Annotated in this window: 23 protein-coding genes; 14 read left to right on the top strand and 9 right to left on the bottom strand. The window is 58.1% G+C overall.

Going from position 1 to position 25353, the window contains the following annotated elements:
- Positions 1-192 precede the first annotated feature (192 nt).
- The 3 genes from O3S85_RS11090 to O3S85_RS11080 all read left to right on the top strand — a co-directional run bounded on the left by O3S85_RS11090 (position 193) and on the right by O3S85_RS11080 (position 4567).
- Entirely contained in the window at positions 193-1362 is a 1170-nt protein-coding gene (locus O3S85_RS11090; protein WP_269540377.1) for a hypothetical protein, read from the top strand.
- A gap of 325 nt (positions 1363-1687) precedes the next feature.
- The gene (gene acs / locus O3S85_RS11085) at positions 1688-3634 is read left to right on the top strand and encodes an acetate--CoA ligase (RefSeq protein ID WP_269540375.1); all 1947 of its coding nucleotides are present in this window, start codon (positions 1688-1690) and stop codon (positions 3632-3634) included.
- Positions 3635-3748: 114 nt separating this feature from the next.
- Positions 3749-4567, top strand: a complete 819-nt coding sequence (locus tag O3S85_RS11080) for a PEP-CTERM sorting domain-containing protein (RefSeq protein WP_269540373.1) — start codon at positions 3749-3751, stop codon at positions 4565-4567.
- A 63-nt stretch (positions 4568-4630) separates the two neighbouring features.
- Here the strand turns inward: O3S85_RS11080 and O3S85_RS11075 are convergent, their stop codons facing one another.
- The 3 genes from O3S85_RS11075 to O3S85_RS11065 all read right to left on the bottom strand — a co-directional run bounded on the left by O3S85_RS11075 (position 4631) and on the right by O3S85_RS11065 (position 7734).
- Positions 4631-4804 carry a hypothetical protein gene (locus O3S85_RS11075; RefSeq protein ID WP_269540372.1) on the bottom strand — a complete coding sequence of 58 codons (174 nt, stop codon included), beginning with the start codon at positions 4802-4804 and terminating at the stop codon, positions 4631-4633.
- A 102-nt stretch (positions 4805-4906) separates the two neighbouring features.
- Positions 4907-6220, bottom strand: a complete 1314-nt coding sequence (locus tag O3S85_RS11070) for a dihydrolipoamide acetyltransferase family protein (RefSeq protein ID WP_269540371.1) — start codon at positions 6218-6220, stop codon at positions 4907-4909.
- Positions 6221-6309: 89 nt separating this feature from the next.
- Entirely contained in the window at positions 6310-7734 is a 1425-nt protein-coding gene (locus O3S85_RS11065) for a CCA tRNA nucleotidyltransferase (protein WP_269540370.1), read from the bottom strand.
- A 76-nt stretch (positions 7735-7810) separates the two neighbouring features.
- On the opposite strand from O3S85_RS11065, the gene O3S85_RS11060 reads away from it, so the two are divergent.
- Positions 7811-8548, top strand: a complete 738-nt coding sequence (locus tag O3S85_RS11060) for a phosphoadenylyl-sulfate reductase (RefSeq protein WP_269540369.1) — start codon at positions 7811-7813, stop codon at positions 8546-8548.
- Positions 8549-8571: 23 nt separating this feature from the next.
- Here O3S85_RS11060 and O3S85_RS11055 read toward each other — a convergent pair whose 3' ends face one another.
- Both O3S85_RS11055 and O3S85_RS11050 read right to left on the bottom strand, forming a co-directional pair.
- Entirely contained in the window at positions 8572-9219 is a 648-nt protein-coding gene (locus O3S85_RS11055) for a hypothetical protein (protein ID WP_269540368.1), read from the bottom strand.
- 83 nt (positions 9220-9302) lie between these two features.
- Positions 9303-10298: a M28 family peptidase gene (locus O3S85_RS11050; RefSeq protein ID WP_269540367.1), complete on the bottom strand. Its 996-nt coding sequence runs from the start codon at positions 10296-10298 to the stop codon at positions 9303-9305.
- A 44-nt stretch (positions 10299-10342) separates the two neighbouring features.
- Here O3S85_RS11050 and O3S85_RS11045 point away from each other — a divergent pair, with 44 nt between their 5' ends.
- From O3S85_RS11045 to O3S85_RS11035, 3 genes are all read left to right on the top strand, one after another.
- On the top strand, positions 10343-11206 hold the full coding sequence (locus O3S85_RS11045) for a glycosyltransferase (protein WP_269540365.1): 864 nt from the start codon (positions 10343-10345) through the stop codon (positions 11204-11206).
- A 208-nt stretch (positions 11207-11414) separates the two neighbouring features.
- Positions 11415-12791, top strand: coding sequence for a sensor histidine kinase (locus tag O3S85_RS11040; RefSeq protein WP_269540364.1), 1377 nt, complete (start codon positions 11415-11417; stop codon positions 12789-12791).
- 130 nt (positions 12792-12921) lie between these two features.
- On the top strand, positions 12922-13836 hold the full coding sequence (locus tag O3S85_RS11035) for a TerB family tellurite resistance protein (protein ID WP_269540363.1): 915 nt from the start codon (positions 12922-12924) through the stop codon (positions 13834-13836).
- A gap of 9 nt (positions 13837-13845) precedes the next feature.
- Here O3S85_RS11035 and O3S85_RS11030 read toward each other — a convergent pair whose 3' ends face one another.
- Positions 13846-14403, bottom strand: coding sequence for a hypothetical protein (locus tag O3S85_RS11030; RefSeq protein WP_269540362.1), 558 nt, complete (start codon positions 14401-14403; stop codon positions 13846-13848).
- Between the two features lie 228 nt (positions 14404-14631).
- A complete protein-coding gene (locus O3S85_RS11025; protein ID WP_269540361.1) occupies positions 14632-15210 on the bottom strand; it encodes a hypothetical protein in 579 nt (192 codons plus the stop codon).
- Positions 15211-15339: 129 nt separating this feature from the next.
- On the opposite strand from O3S85_RS11025, the gene O3S85_RS11020 reads away from it, so the two are divergent.
- The 4 genes from O3S85_RS11020 (at position 15340) to der (ending at position 19147) form a co-directional block, all read left to right on the top strand.
- Positions 15340-15822, top strand: coding sequence for an Lrp/AsnC family transcriptional regulator (locus tag O3S85_RS11020; protein WP_269540360.1), 483 nt, complete (start codon positions 15340-15342; stop codon positions 15820-15822).
- A gap of 103 nt (positions 15823-15925) precedes the next feature.
- Complete coding sequence (locus O3S85_RS11015) at positions 15926-17116, top strand: aminotransferase class I/II-fold pyridoxal phosphate-dependent enzyme (protein ID WP_269540359.1); 1191 nt, start codon at positions 15926-15928, stop codon at positions 17114-17116.
- A 79-nt stretch (positions 17117-17195) separates the two neighbouring features.
- On the top strand, positions 17196-17576 hold the full coding sequence (locus O3S85_RS11010; protein ID WP_269540358.1) for a GxxExxY protein: 381 nt from the start codon (positions 17196-17198) through the stop codon (positions 17574-17576).
- Positions 17577-17668: 92 nt separating this feature from the next.
- Complete coding sequence (der, locus tag O3S85_RS11005; RefSeq protein ID WP_269540357.1) at positions 17669-19147, top strand: ribosome biogenesis GTPase Der; 1479 nt, start codon at positions 17669-17671, stop codon at positions 19145-19147.
- A gap of 68 nt (positions 19148-19215) precedes the next feature.
- Here der and O3S85_RS11000 read toward each other — a convergent pair whose 3' ends face one another.
- A complete protein-coding gene (locus O3S85_RS11000; protein ID WP_269540356.1) occupies positions 19216-19587 on the bottom strand; it encodes a TPR end-of-group domain-containing protein in 372 nt (123 codons plus the stop codon).
- Between the two features lie 9 nt (positions 19588-19596).
- On the bottom strand, positions 19597-20055 hold the full coding sequence (locus tag O3S85_RS10995) for a Fur family transcriptional regulator (RefSeq protein ID WP_269540355.1): 459 nt from the start codon (positions 20053-20055) through the stop codon (positions 19597-19599).
- A 193-nt stretch (positions 20056-20248) separates the two neighbouring features.
- Between O3S85_RS10995 and O3S85_RS10990 the strand changes: the two genes are divergently transcribed.
- The 3 genes from O3S85_RS10990 to O3S85_RS10980 all read left to right on the top strand — a co-directional run bounded on the left by O3S85_RS10990 (position 20249) and on the right by O3S85_RS10980 (position 25228).
- Positions 20249-21874, top strand: a complete 1626-nt coding sequence (locus tag O3S85_RS10990) for a DUF7507 domain-containing protein (RefSeq protein ID WP_269540353.1) — start codon at positions 20249-20251, stop codon at positions 21872-21874.
- 210 nt (positions 21875-22084) lie between these two features.
- On the top strand, positions 22085-24316 hold the full coding sequence (gene priA, locus O3S85_RS10985; RefSeq protein WP_269540352.1) for a replication restart helicase PriA: 2232 nt from the start codon (positions 22085-22087) through the stop codon (positions 24314-24316).
- Between the two features lie 75 nt (positions 24317-24391).
- Complete coding sequence (locus O3S85_RS10980) at positions 24392-25228, top strand: formate dehydrogenase accessory sulfurtransferase FdhD (RefSeq protein ID WP_269540351.1); 837 nt, start codon at positions 24392-24394, stop codon at positions 25226-25228.
- The last annotated feature ends 125 nt before the right edge of the window (positions 25229-25353 follow it).

The following is a 25353-nucleotide window of genomic DNA, read 5'->3' as shown; positions in this document are numbered from 1 at the left end:
GCTTTCAAAGGTTAAATCACCGATGGTCGATTTATTCCTTGAGGCCATCAGTTTGCGGCACAAGCTGTGCTACTCCACCCTTAATTTTTCTGCCAAACTCGAAACTTTAAAAAGAACCCCCTAAAGTATTGATCTTGGTGAAACTTCGCGCCAATTTCACTACTCCCAGCTGTCAGATTTCTCGTCCTTTCCATGCAAAACGCACCTATCATTGCCATTATCGTAGGAGTCGTGATTGCGGCTCTCGCGGTTGCGCTCTTCATTTTGACACGCAAGCCCAAGAATCAGGGTGGCGCACGACCTCTTGTTGAGCGAAATCCCAATTACGGCGGCTCCAAGGCAGCCACCTCTGAGGCACCCGCCAAGCCCGCGGAGAAAAAGGCCGAGGTTTCCAGCCCGCTCAAGGCGAAGCCGGTGGAAAAGGCAGCTCCGACCAAGGCCGAGCCGGTTAAGGCCGCTGCTCCCGCCGCCAAGGCAGAGCCTGCTAAGAAAGAAGAGCCCAAGAAGGCTGAGCCCGCTCCCAAGAAGGTGGAGCCGGTTGCCAAAAAGCCCGTTGTCCAAGAGGAAGACGAGTGGGGCGATGACGACGCATGGGACATCGAACCCTCCGGTTCCGCCGACCTCGACTCCATTGGCGTGACCAGCGAGGAAGACGAATTTTCCGCCGGCGTTAAGGCCCAGCAGGAAGAAGCCGAAGCTAAGCCCAAGAAGATGGTCGACCGCCGTTCGAGCGAGGACGACGATGATGATTGGGGCAGCGAAGGCGACAGCGACATTGAATACGCGGACAACTGGAACGGCCCGACCCTCCCGCGCGTTTCCCCGGAGGTGAAGAAGGCCTTCAAGGACGAAAGCCTCAGCCAGGAGTTCCACGTCTCCAAGCGCAAGGAAGCCGACGAGCTGATCGTTAAGTGCGTCCAAGCTTACCTGAAGGACAACGAAAATGCCGAGGTCAAGGCCGGGCAGGAGCGCATCTTCGCCTTGCACAGCAAGATCCAGCTTTCCGACCTGCCGGAAATCATCGAGTCCTTCGTCGACTCCGGTGACGAGGGCAACCAAAAGTATTTCGCCGATTTCGAGGACATGTGCAACACGCACGAAGACTCCGTGCTGGTGCTCTTCGAGCGCTTCAACACAACGCTCCCCATCAATCTCCGTAGCCGCCGTATTGCCGAAATTACCGAGCCAATGCCGGCCGTGATCTACCTTGCCCCTGAGTGGGAAGACGACGACTTCGACCGCCCCGACTTCGATGAGCGCGATGAAGACATCGACGAAAACGTCGACTACCTCGAAGACTTCTACGACCAGCTCGAAGACGACGACGAGGAAGAAGCCGGCACGGATAAGAAGCAGGCCTAGGGCACCAGCCTCCGGCTGGACCGGAGTGTTTGCCCATTGGGCAAAGAGAGGCAAATAACTTTTAAGGCCGACGTTTTAACGTCGGCCTTTTCATTTTAAAGGGTAGGGCGCAGTCTCCAGACAAGCCTCCCCGCTGCCTCCCTCCTCCCTCAAGTGCAGTGGGACATCGGCCGCCACCTGATGTCAGCCCACCTCCTGGCTTATCATTACACGAATAATTTCTAATCCCGCTATTGCCTGCTGGCGGGATTCCCTTTTACTGACTGCTTCAGTTTATCCACGGCTGCTGATTGTGGCCTGAACCCCAAATACTCGTTACTCATTTATGAGCACTCCATCTCTCGATGTCCGTAAATTTGAACCCACGCCCGAGTTTGTCGCCCAGGCAAACTTGAGCGGCGTTGAAGCCTATCAGGCCGCGCACAAACGTAGCATCGAGGACCCGGAAACATTCTGGGCCGAGATCGCATCCGAGCTCACCTGGATGAAGCCGTGGGACAAGGTTCTCGACGACTCCAAGGCACCGGTTTACGAGTGGTTCGTCGGCGGCAAGACCAACATCACCGTCAATTGCCTGGACCGCCATGTCGCCAACGGTCTGGCCGACAAGCCCGCGATCCTTTGGGAAGGCGAGCCCGCCGATGAGTCCAAGGTCATCACCTACGGCGAGTTGCTCGCGCAGGTGGAGAAGTTTGCCAACGTTCTTAAGGAACTCGGCGTTGGCAAAGGCGATGGCGTTTCCATTTACCTGCCGATGATCCCTGAGCTGGCGATCGCGACCCTGGCCTGCGCGCGCATTGGCGCGGTGCACAGCGTGATCTTCGCCGGCTTCTCCGCTGAGTCTATTAAGGACCGCGTGCAGGACCAGAAGTCGAAGCTGATCATCACCGCCGACGGCGGCTGGCGCCGCGGCAAGGCTCTGTTGCTGAAGAACATTGTCGACGAAGGCGTGGCGGAGTGTGACTCCATCGAGAAGGTGCTCGTCGTGCAGCGCCACCTGGGCAAGGAGCCCTTCGCGCACACCTGGAATGAGCGCGACGTGTGGTATCACGAGATCGCCCCGACCGTGCCCGACAGCTGCCCGCCCGAGGAGCTCGACGCCGAAGACATGCTTTTCCTGCTCTACACTTCCGGCTCCACCGGCAAGCCCAAGGGCATCATGCACACGACCGGCGGTTACATGGTCTACACCTACTTGACCAGTAAGCTCACCTTCGACCTCAAGCCCGACGACGTCTACTGGTGCACGGCCGACGTCGGTTGGATCACCGGCCATAGCTACATTGTCTACGGCATCCTGCAAAACGGCGTCACCCAGGTTATGTATGAAGGCGCGCCGAACAGCCCGGACGAGTCCCGCTTCTGGCAGATCGTGGAGAAATACAAGGTCTCCGTTTTCTACACCGCGCCGACCGCAATCCGCGCGTTCATGAAGTGGGGCGACCAGTTTGTCACGCCATACGACCTCTCCAGCCTGCGCGTGCTCGGCACCGTTGGCGAGCCGATCAACCCGGAAGCCTGGATGTGGTATCACCGCATGATCGGTGCTGAAAAGTGCCCGATCATGGACACCTGGTGGCAGACCGAAACCGGCGGGCACATGCTGACTCCGCTGCCCGGCGTCACCGCGACTAAGCCTGGCTCGGCCACGACGCCGTTCCTCGGTATCGACGCCGCTGTCCTCGACGAAGAGGGCAACGAGTGCGAGCGCGGCATCCTCGCGATCCGCAAGCCTTGGCCGTCGATGCTCCGCGGCGTGTGGGGCGACGAAGAACGCTTTAAAAACACCTATTGGTGCAAGTGGGGCGGTAAGTATTACTTCCCCGGCGACGGCGCCATCAAAGACGAGGACGGCTATTTCTGGATCACCGGTCGCGTGGATGACGTCGTCAATGTCTCCGGCCACCGCATCGGCACTGCCGAGCTGGAGAGCGTCTTTGTTGAGCACCCGGCCGTGGCGGAAAGCGCCGTGATCGGCGTTCCGCACGAGATCAAGGGGCAGGGCCTCGTGGCCTTCGTGATTATCCGCACCGGTGCCGAGGGCGACGAAGCCACCTGGCGCAAGGAGCTAACCGGCATGGTTGATGCCAAGATCGGCAAGTTTGCCCGCCCGGAAAAAATCGTCTTCTCCGCAGACCTGCCCAAGACCCGCTCGGGCAAGATCATGCGACGCCTGCTGCGCGATATCGCCGAAGACCGCCCGCTGGGGAACGTGACTACTCTGGCGGATCCAAGTGTCGTCGATTCTCTCAAAGAGAAGTTCAAGGGCTAGTTCGGTTAATCATCCAAAAACCTGTTGATCAAGCAGTGTAGAGGCGATCGCCCTGCGCTGCTTTTTTTTGATTACAGGTTTGACACGCTAAAATGATTAATAGATAAATCACCCATGTCTAAATCCCTAAAATATACTCTCACGACCTCGTTGGCGTTTGCCGTTTGCACTCAGCTTTCTGCCGTAGTTCTAATCAGCGATAACTTTGATCGCGCCGATGGACAGCTCCGTAATACTTCGCCCAACGTTAACAACATTAACAGCAATACTTGGGCAGGTTCGGATAACTTTTTGATCAACAGCAACGCTGTGAACAGCGCGTGCATCGGCTCGGGGCATTATGAAGCGATTGATTTAGGCGCGGGCTACATCGCCAGTAACCCGGCGATCTATGAGATCACGGCGCAAATGACCTTTAATACCTCTGCCTTCAGCACGCCATCTGACTTCATGTCGATTGGTTTTACCAATAGCAATAACTCCAGTGAGACCGCAAATCGCACGCACATTAGCAGCAACACGACAAGTTTGTATGGCGCGCCCTCAATCGGTCTGCGCGGCAGTGGTGGTGCCCTAGTGAACGCAGAGGAGGCTGGTATTCTTTATGACGAAGGTGCCTATGCGGAAAACGTCACGCACACAGTGCGCCTGCTTTTAGACACGACTCAGACCAATTGGGTGGTCAGTGCGTATATTGATGGTGGCCAGTTGGACTTGGATTCTGGCTCAGTGTCGATGAGCTATACTTACGGAACGAACCCAACTAGCATCCGCTATTTATCGCTTTCCAGTAACATTGACACAACCGATGCGACCTTGTTCTCGCTCGACAATGTGCAGTTGCAGACGGTTGTTCCAGAGCCCTCGACTTACGCCATGATCTTTGGCGCATTGGTTGGCTTGGGCGTCTTCCTGCGTCGTCGACGCCGCTAAGCGCGAGCACATTTTGGCATCCAAAAAGCAAGGCTCACGGGCCTTGCTTTTTTTGTGTCTGATTCAGTCGTCCTCGTCTTCGTCGTAGGCGCGGCGGCCGAGCATGGAGCCCTTCATGAAGCGGGCGTCCTTGTATTCCTTGTTCAACTTGCGGTTGGCCCAGCGGTTATACAGCAGGGCCACTCCGGCAATAAAAAGGGCGACTCCGAGAATGCCAACTATTCCGAAGTCGCCCATGGTTTAAATTTATTGTCAGTTGAAACGCGGCTTGTCTAGAGACTGCGCCCTACCATTTGCCGCAATGCGGCAAAGTCCCCGGTCCAGCCGGAGGCTGGTTGGCTAGACGAGCATGAGGGCTGGCTTTTCGAGGGTTTCCTTGAGGGCCATGAGGAACTCAGCGCCGACTGCACCGTCGATGATGCGGTGGTCACCGGCCATGCCGATGCTCATGCGCTGGCCGACAACGATCTCGCCAGCGTCGTTAACGACGGGCTTCTTGATCGTGGCACCCACGGAGAGGATCGCGGCGTTAGGCATGTTGATGATGCCGTAGAATCCGGTCACGCCATACATGCCGAGGTTGGTCACGGTAAAGGTGCTGCCGGACATCTCGTCCGCGCCGAGCTTCTTACTGCGGGCCTTCTTGATGAGGGCCTTGGCTTCGGCAGAAATGGTGCGGAGGCTCTTGGACTCTGCATTGCGGATGACGGGTGTTACGAGGCCGTCTTCCAGTGCCACGCCGAAGGCGAGGTTCACCGAGCCGGACTGCTGGATCGTGTCGCCCTGCCAGCTGGCGTTGACCTGTGGCACGCGGCGGAGCGCTTCAGCACTGGCCTTGAGAATGAAGTCGTTGACCGTGAACTTAATGCCGCCGGCTTCGGGTGGCAGATCGGCCAGGGTGGCGTTGAGCTCGGCGCGCATCTTGATGAGCGCGGCGGCGTCGACCTCGGTTTCGAGGTAAAAATGCGGTACTTCGGTCTTGGACTGGAGGAGGCGCTTGGCGATGACCTTGCGCATCTGGGAGACCTTGATGGTCTTTTCTTCCAGGCCGGGGGCCGGGGCTTGCAGCGCCGGGGCGCTGGCGGCAGGAGCGGACTCTTCGGGGCCCGAGACGCCGTTTTCTTCCGCGGCAAGCACGTCCTTCTTCACGATGCGGCCACCGGGGCCGGTGCCCTTGATCGCACTCAGCGGGATGCCCTTGGAGGCGGCTAGCTTCTTGGCGAGCGGGGAGGCCTTGATGCGGGAGCCATCGTCACTGTCTGACGTTTCCGGCGCTTGCAGGGTTTCCTGCTTGCGGCCTTCGGCGCTGCCGGTGTCTTTGCTGACTTCCTTGTCTTCCTCGGGCTCCTTCACCTCGGTGTCGAACGCCTTCTCCTCCTTCTTGGGGGAGGGGGCGTCAGGAGCGGCTTCGCCCTTTTCGCCAATGGCGCAGATCGGCGCGCCCACGGGGGCTTCGTCACCGGGCTGGGCGTAAATTTTCAGGATGACCCCGTCCGCCACGAGGTTTTCCAAGTCCATGGTGGCCTTGTCGGTTTCGACTTCGCAGAGGATGTCGCCTTGGGAGACTTCGTCGCCCTCCTGTTTGCGCCAATTGGCGATGGTGCCGACTTCCATGGTGTCGGACAGCTTGGGCATATTGATGATTTCAGCCATACTTCAGGTGTCTATTAAACGATTAGAGCGGAGTGATCCAAAAAGCTTCTAAATTGGCGTCTCGCGCGGGCCTGTCAATGGTGCAAAAGTCACTTTTCGGAATGGTCGCCTGCGGGCGCGCTGGATTGTGCGATTAGCCGCTTTGCTAATGAAACGCCGCCGTCCAAATCGTCAAACTCGCCATCCAATTGCGCCTCAAAGCAAGCTTGGAGGATAGGCTTGAACTGCACGCCGGGCTTGAGCCCGAGGTCGATCAGGTGGCGGCCCAGGATAATTGGCTTGGGCGCGCTGTCGCGGACGGCGAGCTCCTCAGCTTTTTGGCGGAGCCATTCGCCGGCGGGGAAATCCGCGGGCAGGGGCGGGCGGCCCGCCATGTCGGCTGCGGCAACGCGGAGCAGGCGGTCGATGCGACCCACGCGGCCAGCCAGGCGGCGGATCGCGGCGCTGGAGGCCTTGTTCTTATAGAAATCGGCCGGGCGCATGTGGGTCTCGATCAGCGGCAGCACCTGCTCGATCAGCTCGCGGTGGTTGGTCAGACGGCGGAGAAATATCTCGGCTAGCGGTAGGCCCTCGACGTCGTGCGCGGGCGAGCGGATGCGCCCGTTGTCGTCAGTGTAGGTCGTCACTGGCTTACCGATGTCATGCAGGAGCACGGCCAAGCCGACCACGAGGTCTTCCCAGTCGTCGTCGATCTTTTCGCGGGCAAAGGCGTCCAGGCAATGCAGGGTGTGGACCCAGACGTTGCCCTCAGGGTGCCACTTAGGGTCCTGCGGGCAGTCGGTCAGCGCGACGAGCTCCGGGTAATAGCGGAGCCAACCGCAGTCGCGCAAAAAGTTCAGCCCGAGCGAGGGCTGGCGGCCTTTGCGGATCAGCTTCGACCACTCCTCGAAGAGCCGCTCCTTGGGCAAATCTTCGGCCTCAATCGTGCGGCAGAGTTCGAGCGTTTCGGGGGCGATGCGCAGCTCAAACCGCGCGAGAAACTGCATGGCGCGCAGCACGCGCAGCGGGTCCTCCGCAAACTGATGCGAGACGTGTCGCAGCAGGCCGTTTTGTAAATCCTGCTCGCCGCCGGCGGGGTCGATTAGCGCGCCATTTAAGGGGTCCCACGAGATCGCGTTGAGCGTGAAATCGCGGCGCGCGGCGGCCTCGGCAAAGGTCATTTCCGGGTCGCCCTCAATGGCGAACGCCTTGTGCCCCTGGCCGGATTTGCGTTCGCGGCGGGGCAGGGCCACGTCGATGTCCAACCCCTTAACGATGAACACGCCAAAGGAGCGCCCCACCTGGTCGATGCGGTGGCGGGCCTTGAGCAGCGGCTCAAGTTTGTCCGCGGGCAGGCCGAATACCTCGACATCCATGTCCTTCGGGGTGATGCCCAGCAGGGCGTCGCGCACCGCTCCGCCGACGATGACGGCACGCCCACCCGCGGCGGCGACGTCGCTGGCGATGGCGTGGATGGCGCGCCCGCTCGGGGAGTCGAGCGAGATCAGGTCCGGGCGTGTGGTATTTTCCGTCATAAAATGGAGTCGGCGATTGACTTTCGCTGATTCGTTTTCTTTAGTAACTGACCTAATTTAGTAAGGAAAAGATCTAATGGACGACAAAACCAGCATGTTAGAGGAACTCGAAGACTTGCAAGCGATTAACCAGCGCTTGGAAAACGACTCCGCGCATGCCCGTATCAAGTGGGCGCTCGAAACCTTTGGTGAGCGCTTGGTGATGAGCACGAGCTTTGGCGTCCAGTCGGCGGCCTTGCTGCATTTGGCGAACACGGTGGCCCCCGGCCTACCGGTGATCTTCGTCGACACTGGTTATCTCTTTCCGGAGACGTATCGCTTTGCCCAGCATCTGGCGGACGACCTGAATCTGAACCTCAAAGTGTATAGTCCGCTGCGCACCGCTGCCTGGCAGGAGGCCCTTTTCGGCAAACGCTGGGAGAAGGATGTCGAGTCGCTGGAGGCCTATAATTTAGAGAACAAGGTGGAGCCGATGAACCGCGCCTTGATCGAGCACAACGCGCTGGGCTGGATGAGCGGTCTGCGACGCCAGCAGTCCTCGACGCGCCAGCATCTGCGCCCGCTGGAGCGCCAGAACAAGATGTTTAAAGTCCACCCAATCATCGACTGGACTGATCGCGACATCTACATGTATTTGACGCAGAACAACTTGCCCTACCACCCGCTCTGGGACGAAGGCTACGTGTCGGTGGGCGATGTCCACAGCACGAGTAAGCTCGGCGAAGGCATGACGGCCGAAGAAACCCGCTTCAACGGCATGAAGCGCGAATGCGGCCTGCACGAGGTCAGCAACCGCGTCGACTTCCAGATCTAAGAGCCGGCGGAAGGTCCAACGACTTACTGTTTGCGGCGACGAATGTAGAAGACACCCGCTGCAATCAGGGCGGGAATTGCGAAAGTCTGTGGCTCGGGCACGATGGTGAAGTCGGAGACATTGTAGGTGACGTCAAAGCCGCTGTCGCCAAATTGGGATCGGCCTTGGCGCAAGCTGAAGTCATTCAGGTCAATCGACGTCGGCAGAGCGGTGCTGTTAAAAGCGGTTTGGGTGAAGTCGGAGAGGCTGAGATTAAAATCAAAGATCTCTTCGCCATTTAGGCTGAATGGAACCAGACCGGGTGTGCCGCCCCCATGTGAGAAATCTACCGTAAAAAAGTCGCGGCCACCGCTGTCGTTCTGAACGCTAATGGAGTGGTTCAGGTCGTTGAGCGTCGATGTCGCTACCAGATCACCGCCGGTGGCAAAGTAGGTGAGGGTTGATTGTTGAATTCCGTAAAATGCGCTGCTGCCAAAGTTACCAATCGGGCCTGCGCTATCGTCAAAGGTGACATCAATCTGCCACGCATCACCAGGCACGACCTCGGTGCCCAGGGCTGGATCCACCGTGGCGATGGTGCCTGAAAAGCGCCAAGTGACAGCACCTTGGGCGGATTGAATCAAAAGTGATGCGCTGATGGCCAGCAATGATGCAGTAGTAGTGAAACGCATGAAGCAAGCATGGCTTGAAGCGCCTAAATGTCAATCTAATCAATATACTGTATATTTAATTATTTTAATGGGGTATTATGGTCCTACTTTTTTGATGCCATGCTACCCAGTGCCGAGTTAACCGCGGTTACGGCCATGGCCATGCGTTCGTAGTCGAGCGTGTCCGGGGTGTCGGTGGCGCGGTGGTAATTTTTGTTTCGGTAAAAGGCGGTATCGGTGACCATGACGGCGTTCACGCCCAGCGGCCAGTAGTTGCGGTGGTCGGAGAAATCGATGCCGGGCACCACGGGCGGCGCGGCGATGGACTCGATGGGCAGATCGGTGACGCCTTGCAGGTGCCCTTTGACTTGTTTGACAAAGCCGCGCTGCTCCCAGTTGCCCACCACGGCGAGGAAGTTGCCTGTGCTTGGGTAAACAAACTCCAGCAGCTTCGACGGATGCTCCTGGGAGCCCGGCGCGTCGGAGTAGTAGCCGATCATTTCCAGGACGATGACGCCCAAGACCGGCTCGGTCGCAAGGTCGAGCGCGTTGGCGTGATGTGCGCTGCCCATGCTCTGCGAGGAGAAAAAGGGCGGCTCTTCCAGCGGGTAGGCCACGAGCTCAATAGGCACGCTGGGCGGGTTTTCGCCGAGTAGGCGGGCCAGCTCCAGGAGGCCGGCGACGCCGCTGGCATTGTCGTCGGCACCCGGGGTGTCCTCGCAGGTGTCGTAGTGCGCGCCGACGATCCAGAGCGGACCATTAGCTGGCCCGAAGAACGCGCTGACATTGCGGTAGTCATTGCCCTGAACGGTGAAGGTCTGCTCACGGACTTGTCCACTGGCGGCCTTAAACTGCGCGGCAATGTAGTCGGCGCAGGCGTTGAGGTTTTCCACTTCGGTAAAGTTGCGCGGGTGAAAATCCACCGCGAGCTTTTCGACGTGTTGACGTAGCTTGACGGGGTCGGCGGTCAGGGTGGCAGCGGGTTGATGTGTCCACACCGGCTGCGCGATTACATACCAGGTGGCGGCGAGAAAAAGGCCCACGACGATTACGATTCGAAACAGCGCCTTGCTCAGTGCGCGCAACCAGGATTTTGCCATGGGGAGATATATCACATCGACGATGGCGAAATCTCCAGTTGCATGTGGCGGATTTATGGGCGAAGAAATGGGGCGTGAAGGTCAGTGTCATCACCCCCAGCTTTAACGGAATGCGATTCTTGCCGGATTGCGTGGCGTCGGTGCAGCATGCGCTGGCGGGGCGTGATTTCGAGCACGTGATCGCCGATGGTGGCAGCAACGATGGCACGCTGGACTTCCTGGCTGGGCAGCCCGGCGTGAACTGGAAATCCGAGCCAGACAAGGGTATGTATGACGCGCTCAACAAGGCCGCGAGCCGCGCGACGGGCGAGGTCATCATCCACCTGAACACCGATGAGCAACTGAACCGCAAAGGCGTGCTGGCCGCGTTGGATTTGATCGAGGCGGACGGACTGGACGCCGTGCTCGGGCCCACGGTGATGGTCGACGGCAAGGGGCAGTTTTTGCAGCTCTTTAAGCAGGTAATCACGCCCAGGTTGATTGATGCCTCCTGGCACATGCCGGTGCAGACTTGCTCATTCATTTATCGCAAAGCGCTGTGGGAGCGCCATGGCTACGACAGCAGCTATCGTCTGATTGCCGACCACCTTTGGTTTCGCCGACAGATGGAGCTGGGCGTGCGGCTGGGCGTGGTCCGCGAGCCGATCGGCATCTTCGCCTGGCATGGCGAAAACCTGAGCAGCACCGAGGGCAAAACATCCTCGGAAAACGCCATGGACAGCGTCACTTTTTCGCGCTCGCAGCTCAAGCGCGCCAAGCGGGTGTATCGCTTTAGAAAGCTGCTCGCCGGGGGCTATTCGCCTAAGCCGGTGGATTACGAAATCCGCAAGGACGGCGAGCTGAAATCGGTCCATATTGCAAAGCCGCGCTTGAAAATCCGCGGCAATCCAAGGGATTTGGTCAGTTGAGTCTTGGGTCTGGTGTGAATTAAAGATGTGATTACTCTTAATCTGCGGCAGAACTTGCCGTTTGGGAATTGTCACTCTTATTAGAGGGGTTTTTCGTCACTAAACGCATTAAGACTTTAGTCACAGGGCAGGATTGAATCAGGGAGAAGAACAAATCGCACCAACCACGTTGAAGACGGCCGAGATATGGCGTCATCTGTTGGACGTATTGGCTAAGAGTGATCAGGACGAGACGACGGAGAAGCGTCGCCTGCATCGCATTCAGTGCGGCTTCGCGCTGCTGGGTTTCATCTTTGGCGGGAGCTATGTCTTCTTCTACATGGCGATCGATTTCTGGTATGCCGTGTGGACGATTCTCGTGAGCTCGCTGGCCATTGGCGCGGCGATCCCCATGATGCGTGCCGGGGTATCTATCTCTTTTACGGGCAACTGGTTAACGGGGGTGCTTGTCTTTGGTTTTACCGCGATGATGTACGGCGAAGGCGGGGTCACGGCGCATGCGGCGGCTTGGCTGGCAGCGGCTCCGTTGTGCGGGCTCATGATGATCAGCTCCCGTGCAGCGTGGGCGTGGGCGTTCATCTCGGTTTCAATCCTCACGATCTTCTTCGCCCTGGAAATGCTGGGCATGAAATTCCCGTATCGCTATGCGGCGGAGTGGCACACGCTGGTCGCTGGGTTGGGCTTCCTCGGGCTGGGGCCTTTCCTGTTCGCCATTGCCCTGACTTTTGAGCTGACCCGTGGTCGCGCGGTCGCCGCCAAAGAACGCGCGATGGGCAACCTGGCCGTCGCCAATTCGAAGCTTAAGCACGCGAATGAGGAGAAGGACAATTTTCTCGGCATCGTTGCACATGACTTGCGCAATCCGCTGGGGCTGGTCGACGCCTATGCGCAAATGCTGACCATGCGCGATGACATCCCCGGCGATGCGCTGAAGCAGATCGACACCATTCTGCGTTCCAGCAAGCGCATGGCCGGCATTCTCGACGACCTCCTGAATCTTAACGCGATCGAGCAGGGCAACTACCCGCTGAGCATGGATGTTTACGAGCTGGGCTCGGTGGCGGAGGAATGTGCGGAGCGCGCCCGCCTCAAGGCCACTGAGAAGGGCACCGTCATCCAGGTGAAGATCGCCTCCGCGTTGAATCAGGCCGTGATTGATGAGCGCGCATTGGGGCAGGTACTCGACAATTTAATTTCCAACGCCGTGAAGTATTCACCCAAGGCCTCAACGGTAAGGATCGTCAGCCGGCAAGAGGGGCAGGCGTCGATCTTGGAGGTCATCGACGATGGGCCCGGCTTTACGGATGAGGATCGGAAAAAGCTCTTCCAACGTTTTGCGAAACTGAGCGCTCGACCGACTGGAGGGGAGAGCTCGACTGGTCTGGGACTATCCATTGTAAAGCGCATTACCGAAGCCATGAGCGGCACGGTGGAATGCCTGCCCGGCGAGAAAATAGGGACCTGTTTCCGGCTGACATTTCCAGCGGTTGAGCCTCAGCCAGTTGCCGCGGTTGAGCCGGAAAAAGTGTCGTCAAAACCAGCGCCACTAAGCCTTAGAAGGCGATCTGATGGAAACATGGGCTAAAGGTGCCAGCGCAGCTAAGGTTCATTGTGTAGTTGGCGTTTTTTGCTTTTAATTTACCCATCCCTGAGTAATCTCAATTACGCAGCACAACGCTGTTTCCTTTCCCCCCACCACATACCAATACCTGCGAATGCACGAATCGTCATTATCGCTGGCGTTGGCGAAAGTCGTCGCTGTCGCCGCTTGGGCTGATAACAAGGTTACGCCCGAGGAACGTGATTGTTTGATGGATTTGCTTTACCAATTGCCCGGGTTGGCTTTGCCGGATTGGCGGAAGATTCAAAAGCTGCTTGATCAGCCGATCAGCGCCAGCTGGCGCACGCGGTATGTCAACGATCTGGTGTCCCTGGTTGATACCGACAAGGTGAAGCGCTCAGCCCTTTATGCGCTGGAGCGAATGGTCCAGGCCGACGGGATTATCGTCGAAAGCGAACGAAGGCTGATTCGCGAATTTGTGGACAAGGTCGGTGCTTTCCCGGCGGATTCCGTGACGCTGCTTCTGCAGCTACTTGAAGAGCCCATGCAGCGACGTGAGCGCGCCGCCAATAATACGGAACGTGAACTGGCTCCGGTGGATGACGTGATTTCCGGGCGCGTTGACGATTGGCTGGTGGGCGGAATCGGCTTGGAAAAGCGTTCACCGCGCGAGCTGCGACGTCTGTGTCTGGCCGGTATTCTCCTGGCTCGCGTCATTCACTCAGATGACGTGATTGACGAGCGTGAACTCTCCATCTCGATAGACTTCCTGATCGAGCAATGGCACCTCAAGCGCGAGCAAGCCGAGTTTGTTATGATCGTTTCCCTGTCGGATTCGATTTGCGAAATTGATTCGCTGCGCGTGAGCCGCTGGCTCTTTGAAGAAACGACTTTGCGCGAGCGCCGACGTTTCCTGGAGTTGCTGTTCGAGGTCGCCATCTGCGACGGAGAATTGGCCGAGCGCGAGACGGACGAGATCATGCAGATCTGCGCCAACCTCCGCCTCGACCACCTCGACTTCCAGCGCTACTTTGAAGGTGCGTGCGAGCGGGTGGGCGAAGCGGTTTAGGGCCTGCGCTTAGCTGATGTTGGCTGATGGCGTGAACATGTCGATGATCACGCGGCTCTTGGAATCAATGCGGAACAGCTTTTCTTCGATTAGGATGTCTTCCGTGCCAGGCGGGGTTGGGATTTTGGTGGCTACGTCTTTCGGCAGCTTGTGGGCGGCGTGATAGGCATCAGCTGGCAACACCGCGCCAAGGGTTAAATCCTCGTCCCATCCTTTGGGCAAATCTTTGGCGGCTTCACTGTTGCTCGGGACACCCCAGCCATCGTGTTGGTCCACGTATGCATTGAGGGACTTGAGGGCGCTGGCGTTGAAGCCGCGCTGCTTGCGAATCATGTCCAGCTGCGCTTGAAGTTCGCTGGCATTTGCTGCGGCATCGGAGTCCATGGAGCGCGTCTGCATATTGGTGGACTTCGCTTGATCCGCGCGGAGATCCGATTGCGTTACTTCGTAGGCAGCAGAGCCTCCGGCGACATCAGTGACTTTTTCTGAAGATTCAGCGAAGAGCGGAACGGCGCTGATGGAAAGCGCGCTAACCGCGATGGCAATGTAGTTGGTTTTGTTTTTCATGGTGCCCGTAAGGTAGCCCGATTGTCACCATTGCGCAAATCACGGAACAATAGCGGGTTATGCAGCACGCATGAATGCAAAATTAGTCTATATAGCCTAGTTTTGCCGACTTGGCACTGGTATTTTGCCGCGCGAATGCTGCCCTTTGCAATATCGGGGAAAATACGCCAATGCAGGATGCCCAATTGCCACTTTTTCGCGGCAAATTCTATAGGGTATCAATGGCCGCTAATTGCTAGTTGTCGGGCTGCTGAGAATGTCGATGATCTGCCGGGTTTTCTTAGTCACACGGTAGATTTCGTCTTCGATCATGACGTCTTCAGTGCCTTCAGGGCGTGGAATTTTCTTGGCGATGTCCTCCGGGAGCGGTCGCGAGTATTCCCAGATGTCTTTGGGAATCGGTTGACCGAGCTGGAGCTTCTTTTGCCAGCCGGGGGGCAGGTCGCCTCCGCGGGCCACCTTCTTTTGCAGACCGGGTGGCAGGCTGCTGTGATTTTTCCAGCTGCCCTTGTTTTCGCTCACGTATTTGCCAAGGACCTCGCGGGATTGGGCGTCGAAGCCGTCCTTTTTCTGCATCTCTTTGACGAGCTTGTCCTGGAGATTCGCCTTCTCTTTGGCGGCTTCGGCGTTGAGATTTTCCTGCGCCTGCTTGATCTCATCTTCCACGTACTGGTAGCTGGATTGGTTGGCGGAGTTGCCTGGATTCTCGGGCTTGCCGGTTTTAGCGGGCTTGTCCGCCAGGGCAATGGAACAGAGCAGGGTGCCGGTCAGCGCGGAGAAGACATAGGGGCGAAGTTGTTTGTTCATGACTTATAGCTTATGGAATCCGACCGATGAGGCAAATCAAACTGCGGCTTCGCCGGGTAAATGTCTGGTTAAACGCCCATAGATTGCAATGGACATTCGCGCGCAGGCTGCTAGCGTGCCCAGTTTTCCATGAATCCCGTACTCAAACTAATCCTCGAAGGCGAACCATTAACCACCGCGCAAATGGGCACGGTGCTGGGCATGTCGCGGGATGAAGTCGACGCCGAGCTGGACAAGCTGCGCGATGAGGGCGTCCTGCTGGGCTGGCGCCCGGTGCTCAACCCCGACTTCGACAACGAAGGCCAGGTGCGCGCCGTGATCGAGGTGAAGATCAGCCCCGAGCGCGAAGGTGGCTTCGACCGCATTGCCGAGCGCATTAGCAAATTTGACCGCGTGGAAAGCTGCTACCTGATGAGCGGCGCCTACGACCTGCTGGTCGTGATCAAGGCCCAGAGCCTACAGCGCGTGGCCTCATTTGTTTTTGAAAAGCTGGCCACGGTGGCGGGCGTCAACGCGACGGCGACTCACTTCATGCTGCGCGCCTACAAAGAGCAGGGCCACCTGATCGCGCGCCCCGAAGAAGCCGACGCCAAGCCAGCGGTTAGTCCTTAGAAGATTAAAGTGAGCAAATTAAAAATTAAAGGACTGGCCATATCGATGAAGCATCTGCCAGTCCTTTTTGCATTTTGAATTTATAATTTAGCATTAGAGAATTATGTCCTCCTCCCAAAGATTCGTCGCCAATCACGTGGCCGGGCTGCCGAAGTCCGGTATCCGTGATTTCTTTGCGATCGTATCACAGATGAAGGACGCCATTTCCCTCGGGATTGGCGAACCGGATTTTGTGACCCCATGGCACATCCGGGAAGCGGCGATCTACGCGCTGGAGCAGGGCAAAACGTCTTACACGGACAACAAAGGCCTCATCACGCTGCGGCGCGAAATCTCCAAATACGTGGAGCGCTTTTTCGGGATCGGCTACAATCCGGACAACGAAATCCTCGTCGCCGTCGGCGTCAGTGAAGCGTTGGACATCGCCCTGCGCGCGATCCTGAACCCGGGTGACAAGGTCATCTACCACGAGCCGTGCTACGTCAGCTACAGCCCGAGCATCAAGCTCTGCCACGCTGAGGCCATCCCCGTCGCCACGAGCGCGGAGGACGATTTTGCCATCGACCCGGACAAGCTGATCGCCGCCTGGGAGCCGGGCGTGAAGGCTATCCTGCTCAACTTCCCGACGAACCCGACGGGTGGTGTCACCGGTCGCGACAAGCTGGAGCGCATCGCCAAGTTTGCCGCCGAGAAGGACATCGTCGTCTTGGCCGACGAAATTTACGCTGAACTCACTTACGACGGCGAACACGTCTCCATTGCGTCCTTTCCCGGCATGAAGGAGCGCACGATTTTCCTCCACGGTTTCTCCAAGGCTTTCGCGATGACGGGCTTCCGCATTGGTTACGCCTGCTCCACGCCCGAGCTGGTCGAGGCCATGATGAAGGTCCACCAATACGCCATGATGTGCGCCCCGATCCTTTCTCAGGAAGCAGCTCTTGAGGCACTGAAAAACGGCGAGGAATCCGTGCTGATGATGAAGGAAAAGTATCAACAGCGCCGCGACTTCATTACCCGCCGTTTCAACGAGATCGGCCTGAAGTGCCACGTGCCCAACGCGACCTTCTACGCCTTTCCCTCGCTGCAAAGCACGGGCCTGAAGTCGATGGATTTCTGCCAACAGCTGCTCAAAGCCGAGAAAGTGGCCGTCGTCCCCGGCACCGCCTTTGGCCCGAGTGGCGAAGGTTTCTTCCGCGCCAGCTTCTCCAATAGTTACGAGCAGCTCATCCGCGCCACCGACGCCATCGAGCGCTTCGTGGGCACGCTACAGCCCGCGGAGGCCGCGGCGAAATAGGACGCTGTTTTTAGCCGCGGATGGACGCGGATTAAACGCGGATGCCAGCGAGGCGAGTTCGGATTATTTAAGGAGTATTGTGGAGCTGGAATTTGAAGAGATTACCAAAGAAATTATTGGAGCTTCATTCGAGGTATACAATGAGCTTGGCTATGGTTTTCTGGAGAAGGTCTACCAGCGAGCAATGCTGGTGGAGCTCGAAAAACGCGGTATGAAGGTGGCGGCCGAAGCGCCGATTACCGTGCGCTACAAAGGCGAAATGGTTGGCGAGTATTTTGCAGATTTATTCGTGAATGAATCCGTTGTCGTTGAGCTGAAAGTGGCGCAAAAATATAATCCCAATGACGAGCCTCAGCTGTTGAATGAACTCAAAGCTACCGGTATTCCAGTCGGTCTCCTGATCAATTTTGGAAAATCCAAGGTAGAATTTAAGCGTTTCGTTCGTTCGCAAAAACCCTAACGTATTTTCATTTCCATCCGTATCACCTGCTGGCATCCGCGTTTTATCCGCGTCAATCCGCGGCTAAAGAATAATTAATCGATCACATTTCCATGCATCCCACCCGCACCGTGGCCCTCGTCGGCCGTCCTAACGTTGGCAAGAGCCGGTTGTTTAACCGGATCCTCGGCAAACGCATTGCCATCGTGCACGATATGCCCGGCGTCACGCGTGACCTCGCCATGGCCGAGGTGGACGAGAATTTCCTGCTCATCGACACCGGGGGCATCGGCATCAAGCCGGAGATGACGCCCGCCGCCATTCACGACGCCACCGAGGAACAGGTCGATCTCGCGATCGAGGCTGCCGAGCTCGTGCTGTTTGTCTTGGAAGGCCCGGAAGGTGTGACGCCGATCGATATCGACATCGCCGACAAGCTACGTCGCTCCGGCAAGCAGGTGCTGACGGTGGTCAACAAGATCGACAACATGCGCGAGCACAGCTACGCCGAGTTCCACCGGTTGGGCTTCCGCGACGTGATGGGCGTCTCTGCTGAGCACGGGCAGGGCTCGCGCGACCTCTTTGACGCGATCTGCGAGTTTTTTGGCCCCAAGCCTGAGAAGGTGGAGCAAGACGAAGAACGCCGCATCAAGATCTGCCTTTGTGGCCGTCCGAATGTGGGCAAGTCCTCGCTGGGCAATGCGCTGCTCAAGGCACCGCGGTTAATCGTCAGCGACATCGCCGGCACCACGCGCGACGCGATTGAGCACGAGCTCGACTACACCGCGCGCACGGGGGAGAAATGGCATTTCCGACTGATCGACACCGCCGGGATGAAGCCGAACCGCAAGCTGGGCTCGTCCCTGGATTACTTTTCCAACCTGCGTAGCTCGGGTGCGATCGAGCGGACCGATGTCGCCTTTCTCGTGCTCGATGCGCTGACCGGCGTTGCCAAGCACGACAAGAAGATTGCGGGTGATATCGCCGAGGCCGGGGTAGGGCTCGTGGTCGTGGTTAACAAGTGGGACCTCGCCTTGGAGCAGTGGAAGCAAAACCCGATCAAAGGCTACGAGAGCGAGAAGGAATTCCGCAAAGCCTTTGCCGAGGCCGTGCGCGAAGAGCTCTTCTTCCTGCCGGACTCACCGATCCTGTTTACCTCGGCCAAGACCGGCTACAACATTGAGGAGATTCTCAAGAGCGGCGTCATGGTCGATACCACGCTCGGCATGGAGCTGCCGACAGCCAAGGTCAACAAGGTCCTCTCCGATTTGCTGGAGCGTCAGAAGCCGAAGATCGTACAAGGTCGCCGCTTCAAGGTTTACTACGGTTTGCAGGTCGCGCAGCGTCCGTTCAAGATTCGTCTGTTTTGCAATCGCGAGGAAAAACTGGACGACAGCTACCTGCGCTATCTGGAGAATGGCTTCCATAAAGCCTTCCGCCTGGAAGGTTGCCCGGTGCGCTTCGACTTGCGCGGCAAGTCCGAGAAAAATCCCTATTACACGCCGAACACCTCACAAAACAAGGGTAACAACACGCTCAACAAGCACGGTAAGGGCGTCTCCCGCAAAACCGCCAGGCGCGGGAAAAAATAACATCGCGTTCTTGGGCAGCTTCGTTGCGATTTGAAGAGTTAACCCACTTCGAAAACGTTGAGGTTGCTCTAGATATCGGCCTTGTTTTTCAGGTCGGTGACGATGGCCAGAAAGGCGGGGTGCTCGCGTAGTTGACTAAAATCCGGGTCGCCGAGTAGCCATTTTATGTCCGTGTAGCCAAGTTTGACCGCTTGACGCAGGGATTGCAGGGCTTCGTCGAATCGGTGCTTGAGCGCGAATGAGCAGGCGAGGTTGTAATGGGCGTTGGCATTGGTCGGCTGCAGGTCCACCAGGCAGCTATCCATGCGCAGGCTGTTATCTACCTGTCCGAGGTCTGAATAGAGACTACCAAGGATTTCCACCACATCCGGGTCCGTGGGATTACGCCGGTGAACCCCCTCGAAGAAATCAATCTCGAAGCTATGATCTTCCTCGGCCATGGCGGCGGGCTAGCTCTTGGCAATTTTGCGCGCGGTCACCTGCAAACGCATCGCGACGGGCTCCATGCCCAAACGTTCGCAGACGGTTTTGCCATACCATTCCATGAAGGGAGCATCGACTTCGTAAATCTTGTCATTGTCGGTGTCGATTACCTGGGCCTGGAAAGTGCGCGTCTCGCGATTGGCAAGGTAGTATTTATTATCCAAACCCACGTCCACTTCACGGATCATGCCGCTTTCCACCAGGATCGGCAGGGAGCGGTAAACGGTAGCGCGGGAGACGGAGGAGTCGATCTTGCGAGAGCGGTCGAGCAGGTCTTCCGCGGTGTAGTGGTCGTCAGCGCCATAGGCGGCGTCAAAGATGGCAATGCGTTGATTGGTCACGCGTAAACCCTTGCTAGTGAGAAACTGCTGAAAAGTTTCGCGGGGGCTGTCCAAGGTCAGTTCACTGGTGTTTTCTACGCTCATAGTCTTATTTTTATTGAGACTAATTTGAGAACTGAGCGCCTCAGGTCAATGCGTAAACTGTAAAAAATCCATGAACGCCCTCGCATGCTAATTTGCGTTTGGTAGTTGACGCGCATCGTATTGCACACAAGATGCTTACTTACAGATCGGTATGTTCCGATGTTACGCTAAACTGAATTCTCACACTAACACTATGAAGCGCACTAAGTCCCTCCTAAAAACCGTTATGGTTCCGGGTCTTGCTCTTGCGGCTCTGCTTTCCGGTTGTGGCACCACAGCCGGTGATAAGCCAGCGCCACAACCGCAGACTGCGGCTCCTGCTAAAGCAGCACCAGCACCGAATTACCAACGTACTTCCGGTGATGGCTATGTGGTCTACGAAGACCATCTGGTTAAGGTCACCAAACGCTATGGCTCCGGCTCCACAGTCGGTCAGACATACACGTACGACATCGATGTCCTGGCGAAGCAGCCGGTCACCAATGTTGAAATTGACGAGTTCCTCCCGAGCTCCGTTAAGTTCAAGGACGCCACTCCGAAGGCATCCATGAATCAGTTCGGCATGCCGAGCTGGGATCTGGAAGCAATCGAAGGCGGCAAGACCGAAACGATCAAGGTTATGGTTGTGCCCAGCACCACCGGCACTTTCGACGTTTGCTCCGTCATCAAGGCTGACCCACTGCTCTGCCTTCCGCTCTTCGTCGGCCAGCCTGAGCTGTCCATCACCAAGACCGGTCCGGCCCTCATTGAGCTCGGTGAATCCGCTACCTGGAATATCGCTGTTAAGAACACCGGTAACGCCGCTGCGGACATGACCACCATCAAGGATGCAATGCCTGCTGAGTTTACTCCGGCTGGCGCTCTTACCAAGAATGCTGGCACGCTGATGCCGGGTGACACCGCGACCTTCCAGGTCACCGGTAAGTCCACCAAGGTTGGTAAGTTCACCAACGTTGCTACCGCCAACTTCGCTGGCGGCGACGAAGTCACTGCTTCCGCTCCGATTGAAGTTGTCAGCTCCGCAGTTTCCATCACCAAGACTGGCCCTGCTGAACAATACATCTTTGTTCCGGCTGACTACACGATCACCGTCACCAACGATGGTAACACCACCCTCACGGACCTCCTCGTCAGTGACAAGCTCCCAGCCGGTGCCGTTATCCACGGTCAGGTTGAAAAGAGCGGTGAAGTTTACGACGTAGACACCGGTAAGACCGTGTTCATCAAGCCGACCCACGACCCGACACGCAACGTTTACGGTTACTGGCGCCCAGGCAGCACCAACCCGCAAGCCGACGACCATGCTGACCTCGTCACTTGGAAGATCGCTTCCCTTGCTCCCGGTGCTTCTCAGAGCTTCAAGCTCACCTACACCTCGGCTAAGCCAGGCACCCTCACCAACGTTGCTGACGTCAAGACCAGCCGCGGTCTGAGTGACAGCGCTTCGGCCAAGACCGTTTGGAAGGCAGTTCCAGGTGTTCACACTACGATTGCTGACTCCATTGACCCGATCCAAATCGGCCAGCAAACGGTTTACACCATCAAGGCTCTCAACCAGTCCCCGTATGAAGGCATCACGGTCACCTCTCAGGTCATCACCTTCCCGGCTAACCTGAAGATCAACAGCGTCAGCGCTGGTGGCACGGTTTCCGGCCAGACGGTTACCTTCGGTGCAGTTGACCTTGCTCCGGGTAAGGAAGTTACCCGCACGATCACCGCTACCGGTGCTCAAGGCGGCACGGTTACCATCCCGATGGAAACCATGACCAACTTCCGCACGGTGCCGATCGTCGACCAGGAATCCACCACGATTTACTAAGTCGATACGGTTAACTAACCAAGCTTTCGAGAGCCCGCAGTTCGCTGCGGGCTCTTTTGTTTTTTGGGAGGAAAAAGATTAAAGGAAAAAGTTGTTACCGCGGCCTTCGTTTCGGATGCTGTGTGTTCTGCCGCTCGCTGATTGCTTTCTCGTCATTCGCAGAATCACTTATCGGTCTTTTTCCTTTAATCTTTTTCCTTTTTCCTTCACATGCTCATCGAAGTCCTGCCCTTGACCGGCCTTGACCGCAGCCTTGCCTATGCGGTCCCTGAGGCGATGCAGTCGCAGGTGCATGTGGGTTCGCTGGTGCGGGTGCCACTGCTGAATCGCACGGAGCTGGGCGTTGTCAAGCAGCTCGGCTCGCAGGAGGATGTTCCCGCCAAGAAGATCAAGTTTATCCTCGAAGTGCTGTATCCCACACCGGTGCTTGATGGCCAGTTGATCCAGCTCGGCCAATGGATGCAGCGCTACTACGCAGCGACGGCGGAGACCGTCTTCGAGACCATGATCCCCGGTGCCGTGCGTCAGCAGACTGCGCCCAAAATGCGTTCATTGCTGGAGGTCGGGCAGCTCCTGCCGGACGAGGAAATGGCCAAGCTCGAAAAGCGCGCACCCAAGCAGGCAGAGCTATACCGGTTCCTGCAACAGCAGATCAAACCGCTGCCGAAGGGAATGGTGTTGCAGCGGCTTAAGGTCAACGCCGCCAGTTGTCAGACTCTGGTCAAAAAGGGGCTGGTCCGTGAGTTCGCCGAGCGCGAAGAGCGCGTGGTTTATGCAGACGATTTGGCCGGTGCGGAAACCGTGGCTGCGCACGAGGTCACGCTCAATGAAGAGCAACAGGCGGCGGCGGACGACTTTCGCGCCAGCCTGGCTACACAGAAGTTTCGCCCGCACTTGCTCCACGGGGTGACTGGCTCCGGCAAGACCGAGGTCTACCTCGACGCCATGCGCGCGGTGATGGAGCAGGGCGGGGGCTGCATTTTTCTGGTGCCCGAAGTCGCGCTGACTCCGCAGACCGTTGGCCGCCTGCGTTCGCGGTTGGAGCGCGACGGCGCAAAGATCGTCGTCTGGCACAGTCACCTCTCGGCGGGTGAGCGCTTTGACGCCTGGTTTGCGCTGGCCAAGGGTGAGGCACAGGTGGTGGTCGGCGCGCGCTCGGCGATCTTTGCCCCGGTGCGCAATCTGCGCCTGGTCGTGGTCGACGAGGAGCACGAGCCCGCCTACAAGCAGGGGGAGACGCCGCGCTACCACGGCCGCGATGTCGCGGTCTACCGTGCGATGCTCGCTGGCGCGACGTGCATCCTTGGCTCGGCAACGCCCTCACTGGAGACGCTCTACAACGTCCAGCAAAAGCGCTACCAGCTCAACCGACTCAATAAGCGCGTGGACGACCGTTCGCTGCCGACGGTCCACATCATCGACATGCGCCGCGAAAAGCTCCGCGCCGACGGCATGCAGGGCATCTCGCAAACTTTGGCCGAGAAGCTCGTGGACCGCTTTGAGAAAAAGGAGCAATCGATCCTTTTCCTCAACCGCCGCGGCTACTCCAATTCTGTGCTATGCCCCGACTGCGGGTTCACGCCGGAGTGCCCGCATTGCGCCGTCACGCTCACTTACCACAAGACGGACGACCGCATTAAGTGCCACATCTGCGGCTACTTCGAGCGCCTCCCGCCGCGCTGCCCGAAGTGCTCCTCGGTGGAAATTCGCAAGCGCGGCTCCGGCACGCAGCGCATTGAAGAGGCCGTGCAGCGCATCGTGCCGCGCGCAAAAATCGTCCGCATGGACACGGACACGATGACGAAGAAAAACCTCTTCCGCCACATCTTGAGCGACTTCCGGGCGGGCAAAATCGACATCCTCGTCGGCACGCAAATGATCGCCAAGGGGCTGGACTTCCCCAATGTCACGCTCGTGGGCATGGTCGATGCCGACATCTCGCTGCACGTGCCGGACTTCCGCGCCGGCGAGCGTTGTTTCCAGCTGCTGGTGCAGGTATCGGGCCGCGCGGGGCGGGGTGACCTGGCTGGCGAGGTGATCGTGCAGACTTACATGCCGCACCACGAGCCGATTCAGTTTGCGCGGCGTGGCGATTTCGACGGCTACCTGGAGGTCGAGCTGGAGCAGCGGCGCGAGTTTCATTACCCGCCGTTTCGCCATATTGTGCGGCACCTTTTCCGCGGGCGCAACCCGGACAAAGTCGTATTCTACGCCGAGAAGTGGGCCGACTTGCTGGAGGAAAAGCTCGAGCACCCCGTCGAAATCCGGGGTCCGGCCCCCGCGCCGCTGGAAAAGATGAAAGACACCTACCGCTACCACATCTGGTATTTTCTCGGCAACGTCAGCAAGATACTCCCCGACATCCTCAAGCTGCGCAAAGAGTTTCCGATGGACGAAGACGTTATCGACGTGTTCGACGTGGACCCCGTCGACATGATGTAGCCGCGTGCCCGGCCAATTGCGCTTGGGATTTGATCTTCCGCGCCGCTCGGTATTTAATCGTTGTCATTAGAACCCATGAACTCTGACCCCGCGCTTGCTTCCGACTCCCTCGTGCCAGCGACCCGGCGCTGCCGCATCGTGAGCGTGACGGGCCGCGAGACCACCGCGCGGGAAGACAACGTCATTGCGGAGGAGCCCCTCGCGATCCGGTTCACCACCCCGGCGCAAATCACCACCCGCGACTGGATGGTGGCCATGTGGACGCCTGGCAACGGCGAGGCATTCCTGGCCGGGCTGCTCTTTGCCGAGGGCGTGATCCAGACGCCCGCCGAGCTGCTGGCCATCCGCTGGGATTCGCCCAACGCCGTCACGATTTCCCTCCGCGAACTGCCGGATCTGGCCATGCGCCACACGAGTAACGCCGCCTGCGGAGCGTGTGGAAAAAACGACCTGCGCGCTTTGGGGCTGGCCGACATCACGCCGCTGCCGGAGCACTTTACCAGATTCCCCGTGGACCCGCGTTTGCTGCCCGCCACGTTCAATGCGCGTCTCCCTCAGTTCGCCCAAACCGGTGGCAACCACGCCGCCGCCCTCGTCGCGCCGACGGGAGACATCCACCCGCCGATGGAAGACGTCGGCCGCCACAACGCGGTGGACAAAGCCATCGGCGCAGCGCTGCTCCAAGGTGATCTGCCAGCCGGCCACGCGCTTTTAGTCAGCAGCCGCTTGGGCTTCGAGATCGTGCAGAAGGCCGCGCGCGCCCGTATCGGGCTCGTGTTGGCGATGGGCGCGGCCTCCAGCCTGGCCGTCGAGCTCGCGGACCGGACGAACATCACCTTGGTCGGCTTCCTCAGCGCCGAGCGCTACAACATCTACACCCACCCGCAACGCCTCACGCCTGCATCGTCTTAACCACCGTAATTATCTCTCACCAAGACAAAGAGGCACCAAGCCACTCCAATTTTCATTTCTAAGTCAGTCGTCTTTGTGTCTCCGTGTCTCTGTGAGAACCTCCACGCCTCGCTGGCTCCCTTCAT

This window comes from Cerasicoccus sp. TK19100, from assembly GCF_027257155.1.
Classification (GTDB): Bacteria; Verrucomicrobiota; Verrucomicrobiia; order Opitutales; family Cerasicoccaceae; genus Cerasicoccus; species Cerasicoccus fimbriatus.
The sequence above is the reverse complement of the archived record's forward strand: the minus strand, read 5'-3'. Positions and strand labels throughout refer to the sequence as shown.

Bases quoted from the DNA above. Each gene is read 5' to 3' on its own strand.
- O3S85_RS11065 (WP_269540370.1), bottom strand. From the start codon at position 7,734: ATGACGGAAAATACCACACGCCCGGACCTGATCTCGCTCGACTCCCCG.
- O3S85_RS11075 (WP_269540372.1), bottom strand. From the start codon at position 4,804: ATGGGCGACTTCGGAATAGTTGGCATTCTCGGAGTCGCCCTTTTTATT.
- O3S85_RS11060 (WP_269540369.1), top strand. From the start codon at position 7,811: ATGGACGACAAAACCAGCATGTTAGAGGAACTCGAAGACTTGCAAGCG.
- O3S85_RS11090 (WP_269540377.1), top strand. From the start codon at position 193: ATGCAAAACGCACCTATCATTGCCATTATCGTAGGAGTCGTGATTGCG.
- O3S85_RS11015 (WP_269540359.1), top strand. From the start codon at position 15,926: ATGTCCTCCTCCCAAAGATTCGTCGCCAATCACGTGGCCGGGCTGCCG.
- O3S85_RS11055 (WP_269540368.1), bottom strand. From the start codon at position 9,219: ATGCGTTTCACTACTACTGCATCATTGCTGGCCATCAGCGCATCACTT.
- O3S85_RS11035 (WP_269540363.1), top strand. From the start codon at position 12,922: ATGCACGAATCGTCATTATCGCTGGCGTTGGCGAAAGTCGTCGCTGTC.
- O3S85_RS11000 (WP_269540356.1), bottom strand. From the start codon at position 19,587: ATGGCCGAGGAAGATCATAGCTTCGAGATTGATTTCTTCGAGGGGGTT.
- O3S85_RS11020 (WP_269540360.1), top strand. From the start codon at position 15,340: ATGAATCCCGTACTCAAACTAATCCTCGAAGGCGAACCATTAACCACC.
- O3S85_RS11030 (WP_269540362.1), bottom strand. From the start codon at position 14,403: ATGAAAAACAAAACCAACTACATTGCCATCGCGGTTAGCGCGCTTTCC.
- O3S85_RS11070 (WP_269540371.1), bottom strand. From the start codon at position 6,220: ATGGCTGAAATCATCAATATGCCCAAGCTGTCCGACACCATGGAAGTC.
- priA (WP_269540352.1), top strand. From the start codon at position 22,085: ATGCTCATCGAAGTCCTGCCCTTGACCGGCCTTGACCGCAGCCTTGCC.
- acs (WP_269540375.1), top strand. From the start codon at position 1,688: ATGAGCACTCCATCTCTCGATGTCCGTAAATTTGAACCCACGCCCGAG.
- O3S85_RS10990 (WP_269540353.1), top strand. From the start codon at position 20,249: ATGAAGCGCACTAAGTCCCTCCTAAAAACCGTTATGGTTCCGGGTCTT.
- O3S85_RS11025 (WP_269540361.1), bottom strand. From the start codon at position 15,210: ATGAACAAACAACTTCGCCCCTATGTCTTCTCCGCGCTGACCGGCACC.
- der (WP_269540357.1), top strand. From the start codon at position 17,669: ATGCATCCCACCCGCACCGTGGCCCTCGTCGGCCGTCCTAACGTTGGC.
- O3S85_RS10980 (WP_269540351.1), top strand. From the start codon at position 24,392: ATGAACTCTGACCCCGCGCTTGCTTCCGACTCCCTCGTGCCAGCGACC.
- O3S85_RS10995 (WP_269540355.1), bottom strand. From the start codon at position 20,055: ATGAGCGTAGAAAACACCAGTGAACTGACCTTGGACAGCCCCCGCGAA.
- O3S85_RS11050 (WP_269540367.1), bottom strand. From the start codon at position 10,298: ATGGCAAAATCCTGGTTGCGCGCACTGAGCAAGGCGCTGTTTCGAATC.
- O3S85_RS11080 (WP_269540373.1), top strand. From the start codon at position 3,749: ATGTCTAAATCCCTAAAATATACTCTCACGACCTCGTTGGCGTTTGCC.